Source organism: Cupriavidus sp. GW822-FHT03E04 (genome assembly GCF_058801495.1).
Window position 1 is genome coordinate 87,087 of sequence record NZ_JBXANI010000007.1, and the last position, 12,980, is coordinate 100,066.

The 12,980-nt window shown below is 64.6% G+C and carries 13 protein-coding genes; 2 read left to right on the top strand and 11 right to left on the bottom strand.

Features of this window, described 5'->3' with window-relative positions; translation table 11 throughout:
• Positions 1–83: 83 nt before the first annotated feature.
• The 3 genes from AC1RQC_RS11345 to AC1RQC_RS11355 all read right to left on the bottom strand — a co-directional run bounded on the left by AC1RQC_RS11345 (position 84) and on the right by AC1RQC_RS11355 (position 3,421).
• Entirely contained in the window at positions 84–1,151 is a 1,068-nt protein-coding gene (locus tag AC1RQC_RS11345; protein WP_492883358.1) for a porin, read from the bottom strand.
• 275 nt (positions 1,152–1,426) lie between these two features.
• Positions 1,427–2,386, bottom strand: a complete 960-nt coding sequence (locus AC1RQC_RS11350) for an NAD-dependent epimerase/dehydratase family protein (RefSeq protein WP_492370447.1) — start codon at positions 2,384–2,386, stop codon at positions 1,427–1,429.
• A gap of 45 nt (positions 2,387–2,431) precedes the next feature.
• Positions 2,432–3,421, bottom strand: a complete 990-nt coding sequence (locus AC1RQC_RS11355) for a Bug family tripartite tricarboxylate transporter substrate binding protein (RefSeq protein WP_492808196.1) — start codon at positions 3,419–3,421, stop codon at positions 2,432–2,434.
• A gap of 431 nt (positions 3,422–3,852) precedes the next feature.
• On the opposite strand from AC1RQC_RS11355, the gene AC1RQC_RS11360 reads away from it, so the two are divergent.
• Positions 3,853–4,569 (top strand): FCD domain-containing protein, encoded by a 717-nt coding sequence (locus AC1RQC_RS11360; protein ID WP_492370449.1) that lies wholly within the window; start codon positions 3,853–3,855, stop codon positions 4,567–4,569.
• A 120-nt stretch (positions 4,570–4,689) separates the two neighbouring features.
• Here the strand turns inward: AC1RQC_RS11360 and AC1RQC_RS11365 are convergent, their stop codons facing one another.
• The 6 genes from AC1RQC_RS11365 to AC1RQC_RS11390 form a co-directional block, all read right to left on the bottom strand.
• Complete coding sequence (locus AC1RQC_RS11365; RefSeq protein WP_492370450.1) at positions 4,690–5,079, bottom strand: RidA family protein; 390 nt, start codon at positions 5,077–5,079, stop codon at positions 4,690–4,692.
• A complete protein-coding gene (locus tag AC1RQC_RS11370) occupies positions 5,076–6,005 on the bottom strand; it encodes an alpha/beta hydrolase (RefSeq protein ID WP_492370451.1) in 930 nt (309 codons plus the stop codon). Before AC1RQC_RS11370 ends, AC1RQC_RS11365 begins: the two co-directional genes overlap by 4 nt.
• Positions 6,006–6,229: 224 nt before the next feature.
• Positions 6,230–6,634 (bottom strand): nuclear transport factor 2 family protein, encoded by a 405-nt coding sequence (locus tag AC1RQC_RS11375; RefSeq protein WP_492370452.1) that lies wholly within the window; start codon positions 6,632–6,634, stop codon positions 6,230–6,232.
• Between the two features lie 45 nt (positions 6,635–6,679).
• Entirely contained in the window at positions 6,680–7,555 is an 876-nt protein-coding gene (locus AC1RQC_RS11380) for a hypothetical protein (RefSeq protein WP_492808198.1), read from the bottom strand.
• Positions 7,556–7,715: 160 nt separating this feature from the next.
• Positions 7,716–8,234, bottom strand: coding sequence for a BON domain-containing protein (locus tag AC1RQC_RS11385; protein WP_492370593.1), 519 nt, complete (start codon positions 8,232–8,234; stop codon positions 7,716–7,718).
• Positions 8,235–8,385: 151 nt separating this feature from the next.
• Complete coding sequence (locus AC1RQC_RS11390) at positions 8,386–9,114, bottom strand: SAM-dependent methyltransferase (protein ID WP_492370454.1); 729 nt, start codon at positions 9,112–9,114, stop codon at positions 8,386–8,388.
• A gap of 246 nt (positions 9,115–9,360) precedes the next feature.
• Between AC1RQC_RS11390 and AC1RQC_RS11395 the strand changes: the two genes are divergently transcribed.
• Positions 9,361–9,945, top strand: a complete 585-nt coding sequence (locus tag AC1RQC_RS11395) for a gamma carbonic anhydrase family protein (protein ID WP_492370455.1) — start codon at positions 9,361–9,363, stop codon at positions 9,943–9,945.
• Positions 9,946–9,971: 26 nt separating this feature from the next.
• On the opposite strand, the gene AC1RQC_RS11400 is transcribed toward AC1RQC_RS11395, so the two are convergent.
• Both AC1RQC_RS11400 and AC1RQC_RS11405 read right to left on the bottom strand, forming a co-directional pair.
• The gene (locus AC1RQC_RS11400) at positions 9,972–11,324 is read right to left on the bottom strand and encodes a DUF1501 domain-containing protein (protein WP_492883360.1); all 1,353 of its coding nucleotides are present in this window, start codon (positions 11,322–11,324) and stop codon (positions 9,972–9,974) included.
• Positions 11,325–11,352: 28 nt separating this feature from the next.
• Entirely contained in the window at positions 11,353–12,939 is a 1,587-nt protein-coding gene (locus AC1RQC_RS11405) for a DUF1800 domain-containing protein (protein ID WP_492883362.1), read from the bottom strand.
• Positions 12,940–12,980 lie beyond the last annotated feature (41 nt).

Below are 12,980 nucleotides of genomic sequence, written 5' to 3' on the forward strand. Positions count from 1 at the left end.
CGCTCTGGCGGCGGCATCCTGCGGCCGCGCTGGCCGCCAGCGCAGGGTTGCCAGCCCTAGCCATTGGCACCCAGCGCCGCAAATCAAAAAATGTGGTTCATGCCAATGCTCACCGCGCTGTTGCCGGCGCCGGCATTGCCAACATCATTCGCATTCCAGACACGATAGAAACCGGTCGCTGCGGTGTTCGGCGCATTGTTCCGGATATGCGCGTATGACGTGTAGATGCTGGTCCGCTTGGACAGGTCGTAGACATAGCCCACGGCGAACTGCTGGGCATCGTTGTTCGCCGCCGTGCGATCGTTCTTGTAGATGTAGGAGAGGATGGCGCGGCCCGATCCAATCGGCACGGAAGCCCCGACCAGCACATCCTCCGACTTGTAGTTGGGCGTGCCAGGAACGATCGCGCCGCGATTGACGACATAGTTGAAGTACCCCGTTGCGATGCCGAAATCGTACTTCGCGCCAAAGAAGACCTCGCGGGCATTCTTGCCCGGTCCGTTGGCATCCTGGGCATCGGCGTAAGCCAGTTTCGCCTTGAACGGGCCACGCGTATAGCCGAGAGACGCGCCAAACTGGCTGTTGGTATTGGTGCTTCCGGCAACCTCGCCAAAGCTGTACGACACTTCGCCTTCGAGGCCCGCGAGCGAGCCAGGCAGGTTGTATTTCACGGCATTGTCGAAACGGTTGCTGCCGCCACGCCCACCAGCCGAAATCAGGTTGGCGGAAGTGCCGGCCAGGCCCGTGACGAAGGGATCCATTTCGACCTGGGCGTAGGCCAGCGTCGTGTACTGGCGCCCTAGGGTCAGCCGACCATAGCGCGAGTCCAGTCCCAGGTAGGACTGGCGGCCGAACAACAGGCCGCCCTGCCCCGAAGCGCCGGTGTCCATCAGGATGCCCGCCTCAAGCGTGAAGAAGGCGGCCAATCCGCCCCCCAGCTCTTCCCGCCCGCGCATACCAACACGGGATCCCGCCATCATCCCGCTGGTGACCTTGGTCACGGAACCGGCAGCGGCACCGCTTTCACGGACAACGCCCATGTCCGTCACGCCATAGAGGGTCACGCTGGACGACTGCGCCCAGGCCCCGCTCATTCCTCCCGTTGCGCCGATTGCTCCCACCGCGCCAAACACCATCAATGCCCGCTTCATTCCCTTCCCTCCAGCCGTTCGAATCGAATCGTTTTGATTCCAAGAGAGACGGACTTTCCCCGCTCTCTCGGACTCGCCCTGCTCGCGAAGCTGCCCCTACTGCGCGGGCAGCATCAGCAATCACGCAAGAAATTTACAAATTCCATGACTTCATACAAATAAGGATCCAGCGCGCACAAAACCCACCCCGGGCGAAACGACGGGGGAAAACAGGTGCAATGCGATTTCAGGGACGGCTGCGTAGCGGCGCAGCCCGCCCGGATGGTCTGGCTAGATCACAGCAAGTCGGAGAAATGCCCGACCGAGTCGGCCAGTGAGTGAGCCGCATGAAATCCGAGTTCGCGCCTTGCCGCGCTAACGTCTGACGGCGCGGGCCGCACATGGGGGAAAGCGGCAAAGCCGCCCTCCGGCAGACGCAACTCCGCTACCCGCAGCGCCGGGTAGCGCTGGCGGACCACATCGATGAATTCGGTGACCGAGAACCAATCGCCGGTCGCAATGTTGTACACGCGCTGTTGCGGCGCCTGCGCCCGCAGCGCGGCAAGGTTAGCCGCGGCGCAATCGCGTGCATCGATGAACTCCTCACGGCCGTTCCAGAGAAGGATCGGATCGTCCAGGTGCGCGGTTTCATCCAGGCGGCCTGCCTGCAGCAAACTGGTCAGCAGCCTTCCGGGCACACTGGTCACCGCATCCCCCCCTGCGCCGAGCACCGCGCCGTAGCGCAGCACGACAACGCTCACGCCGTACAGCGACGCGTACGCTAGCGCCAGGTGCTCACTCGCGATCTTGGTGGCGGCATAGATGCTGGCCGGCCGCTCACTCACGATGCGATACGGGAAATCCTCGACGATGGGCGTAGCCGGCAGCGAGGCGAACGCCGAGTACATGACGGTCGTGGAACTGGCGATGACCACGCGACCGAGCTTGCGCTGCCTCGCCAGCTCCAGCACGTTGGCGGTACCGATTGTATTGACGCGGATTCCGGCCAGCGGGTCCTTGCGGATTGCCGTGGACAGCAGCGCCGCGGTGTGCACGATCGCGGTGACACCGTGTTCGTCTGCCAACTGGCTGAGCCTGTTGAAATCCGTGACGTCGCAAAGCTCAAGTGGCAGCGTGCCCAGGTCTTGTGGCGCCGGATGCTTTACGTCCACCAGCAAGACGGGTTCCCCCTGGGCTTGCAGCTGGCTAGCGGTCAGTCGGCCGATCAGGCCGGCACCGGTTATCAAGGTAGTCATATTGAGTTCTCCGCGCCCAACGCAGATTCGCTGATTGCCGGAAGACTAATCCGCCTGGATGCCGAATTCCTTGACCAGCTTGCCGTAGCGCGCATAGTCCGAGGCAATGAGCTTGCCCAGCGTGGCCGGGTCGCTACCCTGGGCCGTCACGGCAATGGTGGCCATGCGGGCAACCACATCGGGCATCTTCAGGATTTCGTTGAAGTGGCCGTTCAGCGTGCGCACAAGCTCTGCCGGCATCCCCTTCGGTCCGACCACGGCTTGCCAGGCCCCGACCTCGGCGTCCTTGTATCCCAACTCGGCAAGCGTCGGCACGTTGGGCGCAAACGGCGAGCGCTTCTGGTCGGCCACGGCAAGAGGCATCAGCTTTCCGGAGGGAAAATATTGCGCAACCGGTCCCAGCGTCGAGTACATCATCGGGACCTGGCCGCCAAGCAGATCAACGACCGCTGGTGCGCTGCCGCGATAAGGTACCTGCATGATCTTCACGCCCGCCGACTTGTTGAAGAGCTCGGCAAGGATCTGCATCGGCGAACCATTGCCGGGGCTGGCATAGCTCTGCAGGCTGCCCGACTTCGCGTGCGCCACAAGGTCCTCCATCTTGTTCACGCCGGCGGCCTTGTTCACGATCACGAACAACGACTGGGTCCCGAGCAGCGCGATTGGCGTCAGGTCTTTTTGCGGGTCGTACGACGCGCCAGTGCCCGGGCGCAGCACGTGCGGCGAGATGGAGATGGTGTTCGGCGCAAACAGCAGCGTGTAGCCGTCGGCCGCCGCCTTCGCCACGTATGCCGTGCCGATCGTCCCACCCGCGCCTGAGCGGTTCTCCACCACCACTGGCTGCCCCAGGCGGCCGGTGAGCTTCTCGGCAAACAGGCGTGCCAGCACGTCCGTGTCGCCGCCCGCCGGATAGGCCACGACGAGGGTGACGGGCTTGGTCGGATAGCCGCCCTGTGCCCAAGTGGCACCGGTGGCCAGGACGGAGACAACGGCTGCGATGGCAACCAACACCTTGCGCCTTTCGAAATGCTTCATGACAACCCTCTGGAAGTTATTTAGACCTGCACATATGCACTCTTGATCACGCAGCCTCATGCGCCATGAGGCCCTCTTTGCCACGTCCCATCTGTTCATATATGAAACATATGTTCACATAAGGAATGTGAAAAATTATAAATTTTTCTCGATCAAATAAGCGTTGGTACAAACCCTAAACAACGCCGGGGCGAACAAATCATGCCGAGCGTCGGAAGGAAATGGGGAGGGAGGTACGGAGGGTAGCGGATCGCTGAGTGCCGCTTCGTTTACCAGCGTTGCAGGCACACAGCCGTATCTGGCTGCGGCAATCCCTTTAGCTCACAATTTCGTTGAACTCCGATAATTTATGAAAGATGATCCCAGGTATATAATTCTGCGCTCCTGAGTTTTTCCCGAAACCCGCCGAGATTCACCATAGAAGAGCGATCATGCGGACTACAGACTTGCTGCGTAAGCTGCAGAACACCGAACCCGCTCCAGCGCAGACCATCTCCGAGCGGGCGTATCAACTGCTGCGCGCGGACATCATCGCGGGCGGCCTGGCCCCCGGGGAAAAGCTTCGCCTCCAGGCGCTGCAACAGCGCTACGAACTGGGTGTCAGCCCGATTCGCGAGGCACTGATGCTGCTCTGCGGCGAAGGACTCGTCAGCAACGAAGGCCAGCGTGGGTTCAGCGTTTCGCCGCTGTCCAGGAGCGACCTGCTCGACCTGATGAGCGCGCGCACGTCGATTGAGTTGTTGCTGCTGGAAGATGCCATCGCGCACGGCGACGACGATTGGGGTGCAAACATCATGGCCGCCTACTACAAGCTGACCAAGGCCCGGCTCCCGACGGATGCTTCAGATACTGTCGCCGTCGAACTATGGGAATCGGCGCATCGCCGCTTTCATTTCGCGCTGGTCTCCGCGGCCACTTCGAGATGGCTGCTGCGCATCGACGAACAACTGGTGGATCATTCGGAGCGGTATCGCCGTATCCGCCTGGCTTATCCGCGCTCCAGCAAAGAGCTGGCCAACGATGTCCTCAAGGAACACCTGGACCTGATGGAAGCCGTCCTCGCCCGCGACACCGCGAAGGCCTCCAAGCTGCTGCGCCAGCACCTGATGCGCACGGCCGACGTACTCAGCAAACGCTTCGCGGAGTAGCCCGCGCCACCGGTCAACGCGGAAATGCGCTGCCCCAATTGTGGGCAGCGCCCGGTGTTTCCGCGCACCTGCATTCAGCGAACTTGCGTGTTCGCTCGTTCACGTACATGGTTCGCCGACTTAGCCAGCTTGCACGGAAGTCAGCGAAACATAGGCAACGATCTCGATGCGCATGCCAGGCACCACCAGCGCCTTTGCAATCACGGTCGAGCGGTTTGGATAGGGCGCGGCAAAGAACTCCCGATACACGGCATCGACAACGGGCACATCGCCGGCATCCACCAGCGTGACCAGCACCTGGGCAACACACGACAGATCCGCGCCCGCCGCCTCGGCTGCCATCCGCAGGTTTTCGAAAGTGAGCCGCGCCTGAATCGCGATGTCCCCGGTATCGACCGAGCCATCGCGGCGAACCGGGCCATGCGCCGTGAACAGCAGCCCCGCCGCCTTGGTTGCCCAAGAGAAGGGCTGGCCCGGTACGGGCAGGCCGATATCGATCACCTCTTTCATTGTGACGTCTCCTCGACGAGCGCGGAAAGCCGCGCGAACCACGGGTGCGAAGGATCCTTCAGCGCAGTGTGCGTTCGGAAGTGATCCTCCCCTTGTTGCACATGGCATGCGACCGGGCCGGCCTGGCAAGCCAGCATGGCGCGCAGGCGGCGGTTAGAGAGAACCACGCGCTCGCTATCGTGCTCGCCGTAACTCAGGATCATGGGGACGGTGTTGCCTGCGGCCCAGCACAATGGGCTCATAACAGCGTCAAGATCGGGCGCTTCCAGCAGCATGGTATAGACCCGGTCCTCCAGGCTTTGCGGCAGCGGGCTCGGATGATGGAGATCCATGATGCCGCTGATCGGCAGGCAACCTCGGATCGCCTCGGGCCCGACACCGGCCGCGCGCAAGGCCGGTGTACGCAGCGCCGCCATTGCCGCGATCCCGCCCCCGGCGGAATGCCCGGCCAGGTAAAGCCGGCTGGCGTCCCCACCGAGCGCCCCAATCCGTCGGGGCAATTCCGCCAGGAGCGCCACGGCGTCGTCAAATGCCGCGGGCAAACGATGCGCCGGCGCCAGCCGATAGGTCGGCGCAACCAGGACCATGCCCAGGCGGATCACGTTGGACGCCAGGAAGGAGACGTACTCCTTATAGCCATTCGTCCATCCCCCACCGTGCCAGAACACAAGCACGGGCGCATTGCGCAAGGTGTTGGCGGTAAACACGTCATAGCTGTGCTGGCGGTCCGGTCCATAGCGCAGGTCACGCGCCGCCGTAATGCCGCCGGGCAGATCCTGGGACCAGTCCAACACGGTCTGCTCGTATGTGCGGGCCGCCTCAGTGGGCAGTTGCGCCTGCGGTTCATGGGAAGTTGGGTCTGAAGTATTCAATCTGGTCTCGGTCGAATCGGCATGTCTCGCCGCGTGTTCTTGCTTGGGTGTCATGCGGGCTGCAAAGCGCGGCCTGCCTTCTCCATGGCGGGCGCGCCCGCGTGCTCGACAATGTATTTAAATATGCATAGCAAGTCAACAAACACAAATCGCAATTATTTATAAATTATTGCGACACGTACAATTCAGCACACAGAGGGCCGCAGGCGCGCTGTGCTGCCGGGATCGGTATGAATGTGGTGGCGGCCAGGAGCAGGAGCCGCTATGCAGCTGCTCGATTACACGGGCTTTGCCGCGAAGCTCTCCGTCGGCGTGCCCTGGTGAAACGACATCTGCCAACCCTTGTCAGTCAGCGTCCAGATCGAGGTGCGCAGGGTGTGCCGCTCCAGCCGGCTGTCCGGCTGCTGGCAGGCAGAGCGGTAGTTCAGCATGGCCACGCCCGGCGCAAGCGAGCGCAGCGAGAAATCCTGCGCCCAGATCGTGCCCGAGGCGGCTTCGGTGGGCAGCTCGTCCAGCGTGTCGGCCTTGGTATAAATGCCACCCGAGCGGCCAAACTCCAGGAAGTCGTCGTGCAGCAGCGCGTCCAGCCGATGGCGATCGCCGCGCGCGGCGGGACGGTGCAGTTCGGTTTCGAGTTGCCGGAGCAAGGGCAGCAAATCGATCTCTTGGTTCTCGTTGTTCATGTCGTGGTGCTCCTTGGTGTTCCCGCCAGCGCTCAGCATCCTGCCTCACTGCGCGTCGTCGTCCATGCCAATGGCAGTCGTGTCGATTCTCTCGACCTTGCCTTTTTGCCGCACCTCTGTGCGCAGCACGAACGCTTCCGTCGGGCAGTACCAGTCGGTGACGTTCATGATCGCGGGCTCGGTCTGGATGAGGTCGTCGCCCATCATCAATGGCCCCAGCGAGGTGCGCTTTTCGTAAGTGATCGGCATGCATTCGCGGCGGCCCAGCATGGTCTCGATGGATTGCGCACGGCCGACACGCCGCTCGCCAACCGAGACCGAGGCCGATGGCGCGCGAATGGTCGTGACCATCTCGTCCGTTGCCAGGCTGTGGATCTCGAGATCCAGGCTGGAACTGAGCGTCTCGCCCGGCAGCACCACGCCCTCCCGTATCGCAAGGCCCGCGTAGCTGAGCACGCCTTTGCCCTGGAACGATGCCTGTCCGAACAGCCGCGTGTAGCGCGCCTGCGCATTGATGGTGGCGCGCTGGCTGCTCACGCTGCCGACCGAGCCGGCCGCCGCGCCGCGGTCGAATGTCATCTTGTGGACCTGGTCCATGACGACCGGCGGGCCCATCATGGCCGCCAGCGCCGACTTCGAGTGAATCGACAGCCAGGCGCTGCAGCCATTATCCGTGAGCGTCGGGTTCCGGATGGTCATGGTGATCGACATCGGCATGTCGCCACTGGCCTCCATCTGCGCCCGCGCGCCGGACTGGAACCAGGGCGCGTCGCAGATGGTGCCGGGCACGCCCTGCGCCGGGTTATCGGCGGGGCCTTGCTGCGCCAGGGCTTCATCGGCGAGCCCGCATAGCAGCAATGGAAGCAGCACCGCACCCAGCCGCCTGAAGGCGGGCTTCGGCCCGTGAGGGTGAGCAGTCATGTCGTGTCCCGAGCAAAAAACCTGCCGCTGGCGCTTCCCCATGGGTCGGGGTCTCAACCCGGACGGGCCGCCAGCACGCCCAGAAGGTAGCACTTGGCATGACGCCCCACAACCCGGATTGGCGCCAGCACCAAAGAATCCAAGCCCAGGAAGAAAATGCCTAATTCGGCTCTCGGCCGGATTGAGGCGGAACGGCCGCCGCCGGGCCGGGACGGCCACCGAATACGGGGTAAGGCACGCCGCGCGCCGGATCCGCCGTGATCTGGTCGACCACGATCTCCACGTCGGCAACTTCGCGCAATGCGGCCACGAAGGGCTGCCCGGGGAAACCCCGCCCCACGCAGCCCTGCACCAGCAGCCAGCGGCCCCGCACGGTGAGCCACAGCGAGGATTCCCGCCAGCCCGGCAGCGTGATCGACAGCGACTGCAGGCGGCGCTGCGTACTTTCCACGATTTCCTTCTCGTACTGGTAGGCATTGCCGAGACGGCAGCGGCCTTCGACATAGCAGTGGTTGCCGTCCTCGATCCGGTGATGGGCGTCGCGCCGCCATTGTGCTTCGTCCACGCGAGGCCCGAGCGGCTCCGGGCAACTGGCGATGCGCGACGAGATCTGGAAGAAGGGATCGTGGCCACGGTTTTCCTGGTCGCTGTCGGCGCCGCGCGCCGGCCATGCCAGCATGGCGGTGCCGGCCAGCGCCGCCATGGCGATCAGCACGGGCAAGGACAAAGAGCGGACGGGCATGGCAAGCTCCTTGAGGGCGGCTCTCGTCTGCGTAGGATAGAACCGGCTGGCCTGCGCGCAAAGCCCGGCCATGCGCGAGCGTCCAGGCTCAGCTGCCCTGCTTGCGCGCCAGCCACGCGCCCCAGAACAGGCTGCCGAAGAAGCGTTGCGGCGCGGCAAAGCCCGCCTCGGCCAGCAGCGCCTGCACGGCAGCCTCCGAGTGCGGCGGGTCCGCGCCTTGCAGGATCTTGCCCAGCTTGGCCTGGACCTCGTCGGCGCTGGCGCCTTGCATGCGCCAGCGCTCGCCCCACGCAGCCAGCAGCAGCGGCTCGCTGGCATAGGCGCGGTAATTGCCGGCGAGGATCAGCGGCGCGCCCGGTTTCAGGCGGGCGGCGATGGCGCGCAAGATATCGCGCTTGGCGTCGTCCCCCGGCAGGTGATGCAGCACGCCGATCAACGTGGCGGCGTCGAAACGCGGCGTGGCGGGCAGGTCCTCCACCACGCCCGGCACGGCATGCGTGCGCTCGGCCAGCCCGGCCTGGGCGACGCGCGCCATGGCAAGGTCCAGCATCGGCGCCGACGGATCGACCGCCGTGAAGCGCCACGCCGGCTCCAGCCTGGCCGCGCAAACGATCTCCTGTGCCGTGCCGCCGGCGCCGACCACCAGCACCTCGGCCGCGCGCCCGGTGCCCAGCGTTGCCGCCAGCATGCAGGCGGACAGTTCATGGCAGGCGTCGTAGCCAGCCAGCGCGATGCGGCTTTGCTTTTCGTACTCGCCAGCGCGGCCGGGGTCGAATTTGGCTGCGGGATCAGCGGCGGCGGTTTTATTGGGGGTCATGGAAACGTTCCTTTTCGTTCGCTCTGTCTTGTTGCAGGGAGATGACCCTGAACAGCCTAAAGGGCCGGTCCCTGCGCGACAAGATGACAACTTATGCTGGGATGAAACCTACCAGCACAAGGTTGAATACAAAAACGGAAACGAACCCGTCGCAAAAGCATCAACGCGGCAGATGGAACGTACCCCGGCGCATCAACGCATCGACGTACAATCTGCGCAATCCAAAAATAACCCAAGGAGACAGCGATGGCATTCATCGGCCCCGATGTGAGCTTGCACCCCACCGCCTACGTGCACGAATCGGCCTACCTCTACGGCAAGATCACCGTGCACGAGGGCGCATCGATCTGGATCAATGTGGCAGCGCGCGCCGAGAGTCGGGAAATCGTGATCGGCGCCTACACCAATATCCAGGACTTCGCGATGCTGCATATCGGCGATCGCACGCCGACCATCATCGGCAGCCACTGCTCGATCACCCACCACTGCACCATCCACGGCTGCACGATCGGCGACAACTGCCTGATCGGCATCAACGCCACAATCATGGACGGCTGCGTGATCGGCGACAACTGCATCATTGCCGGGCACGCTTTCCTCAAGGAAGGCACCGTGATTCCGCCCAACTCCATCGTGATGGGCAGCCCGGGCAAGGTCACGCGCACGCAGAACAACTATGTGCGCAACCGGCTCAATGCGTTCTTGTATTACAAGAACGCGCTGGCCTATGCGGAGCAGAATTATCGGGCGTGGGAAGGGCCGGCGTTTTCGGCGCAGATGATGCGAGAGATGGAGCGGCTGCAGGCGGAGCTGGGGGCGACCGACGTTTGACACAAACTCTCCACGATCGCCGCGAGCTAGACCAGCCCGATATCCACTGCCCGCGCATCGGGAAACACATGTGCCAGGCGCGCATCGTCCAGCCCGTACAGGCGCTTGAAGAGCCCGCCCAGCATCGCGCGGTATTCATTGAGCACCGGCCAGTCGCGATTCTGGTTCAGAGTGCGCTGCTCCACCGCCACTTGCTCGCCGGCAATGCGCCCGCCACGCACGGCGCCGCCGGCCACCCAGTACGCCGTGCCGTGACCGTGGTCGGTGCCGCGCGTGCCATTCTCGCGGAAGGTGCGGCCGAATTCGGAGACCACCACCACGGTGGTCTTGCTCCACGCCGGCCCGATCTCGTCCGCGAATCCGGAGATGCCGCGCCCGAGGTTATCGAGCAGGTTGGCCAGCTGTCCCTGTGCGCCGCCCTGGTTCACGTGCGTATCCCAGCCACCGACATCGATAAAGCCAAGATTGAAGCGCTCACGCATCAGCCCCGCCATGCGGCGCGCTTCCACCTCGAAGCCCTTGGCGCTGAGCGCGCGGCGGTTGGCCGCCTGCATCTCCTGCATGCGGCCCGCCATGTCAGGCTCGGCCTGCGCGGGCAGGTTCGCGGCCATCATTGTGTTGCGGCGCTGCATGGCCTCGGCCTCCTGCGCCACGGTCTGGCGCAGTTCGAAGCCCTCGTTGATCAGCGACTCGAAGCGGGTGCCGCGATACATCTGCGCAAGCACGCGGGTCTGGCGCTCGTCGAAGGGCGTGCGTCCGGTACCCTTGAGCGAGACATTGGGCACGGTGAGCGCGCCGCTCAGCGCCATCGGCAGGCCATCGGTAAAGGCGACGGGCGCGGCGCGCCCGCCCATGGATTCGGCCAGCCGGTTAAGAAAGCCGGAGCCGCGCAGCGAGGCATCGATGTGCCCGCTGCCCTTGCCGTTGCCGGTGAGCGGCAGCCCGGCCTCGACCCCGTCCTGCGTCTCGAAGTGGCTGCGCGAGAGGTCATCGGTGCCGGCAAACGGCACGAACGCAAGCTGCTGCTTCTGCCACAGCGGCAGCAGGCTGTCCTTGAGCGCGGGGTGCAGCGCCCACGCATCGATGCCCCTGCCCGCGCCGCCATCGAAGGCCGCCGCCAGCGACAGCGCGGCGCGCGGATCGGCCGGAGCGCCCTGCGCCACCGGCCTGGCAATGGCGATGGTCGGGCGCGATGCGTAGTAGAAATCGCTGCCCGCAGGCACCAGCACGTTGGTGGCATCGTAGCCACCACGCAGGAACACCAGCAGGAAACGCGCATCGGCCTGCTGCGGCAGCGCGTAGGCACGCGAGACGATGCCGGGCGCCAATGCCGCGAGTCCGGCAAGCCCCGCGCCCTTTAGCCAGTCACGTCGTTGCATGGGGTACTCCTTGTTCAGGGCGGACTGCTCAGTCCTGCATCCATTCGGGCGACGACAGCAAGATGGTGTTCCACTCCGCCTGCGACGTCGCCTGCGTCATCGCGGTGCGCGTGGCGGGGCCGAGCGTGGATTCGATGCTGTCGAAGAACACGCGGTTGGTCAGCAAAGGAAAGCCGGTGCGCTCGGCCGGCTTGCCATCATCCTTGGAGAACAGCCCGGCCTGCCCCGAGCCAATGGCGCGCGCGATCTCGAAGCGCTTGACCATCTGCCCGGAACTGGCCCATGCGCTCTCCGCTGCCGGGAAACCGTCCGGCGTGATGCGGCCATAGAGCGGCTCGCCAAGCTGGTTAAGCCAGCCGATGGCGGGGCGCAGGTTGGCCACCGTGCGGCCGTCATATGCCAGCCGCAGCGACGAAGCCACGAACTGCATCGGGTCCTTGAACTTGCGCGTGCCGGAGGCCAGCGTGGTGTTCAGCTCAGGCGACAGGAACAGCGTGCGCAGCACCGCCGCGATATCGCCATCGGTCTGCGTGAAGGTGCCTGCCATGCGATTGACGAGCGACGGCGGCGGCGTATCGCCGACGAAGTGCGCGGCGAGCTTGTAGGAGATGAAACGCGCGGTGGCCGGATCGCGGCTGAGAATCTCCACGGCCTGCTCCACCTCGTGGAAACCGCTCGGCTCGATACGATGGCCAAGCAAGGTCTTGGGCCCGAAGTCGTGCCGGTTCGGGTTGAACTCGAACAACCCGCCCGCGCGGTAAAGCGCCTGCTTTTGCGGTGCTAGCTTGGGCGGCTCGCCGCTGGCGTTGATGCCCAGGCCGGTGAGCACGCGGGCCAGTTCCTGCACATCCTGCTGCGTATAGCGCGAGCCGCTCGGGCCGCCGGCCACGCCCAGCGTGTGCAGCTCCATCAGCTCGCGCGCATAGTTTTCGTTGATGCGGTTGACCGCGCTCTGCGCGTTGTCCAGGTACTCCAGCATGGCGGGCGATGTCACGGTCGCCATCAGCAGGTCGCGGAACTTGCCCAGCGCATGCGGGCGCACCGCCTTGTCCTCGTAGTCGGCCAGTACCCAACGCACCGAGCCCTTGCCGGAGTACACGCTGAAGTGGTTCATCCAGAACCACGTCATCTGCTCGCGCAGCTGCGCGGGCGAGTAGAGGGCGCGCAGCAGATGGCGGCGGCTGGTGTCGAGCACCACGTCGTTGCCGCTGCGGTTGAGCGCGTCGCGCGCCTTCTGTTTTTCGTCTTCGTCGGTAAGGGTGTTGATGCGCTGCTGCTCGGCGCGCACGCTGCGCAGCCTTTGCTCACCACTTTGCTGGGCAATGCTCAGCGCCCCGATGGTGGTGGCAAGCTCGCCCGTATCGGTGCCGGGCGCCTTGAGTTGTTCTTCGAGATAGCGCTCGCGCCCCAGCTTGCGCAGGCGCTCGATGCTGGACTGGTTGGCGCCGAAGGTAACGGTGTTGAGCCAGTGCAGGTCGGCCGGCTTCAGGGCCGCACCGGTTGTACCCTCCGGCGCGCTGCCGCCTTGCGCGCAAGCACCCAGCAGGCCTGCGGCCGCACTCAGGAGGCAAGCCGACATCAGGCGTGACAGCAGGCGTGAAATGCTCAAGGACATGGTTGGCCTGTCTCGAACCCCAAGGGGTGACACCGCTCTTA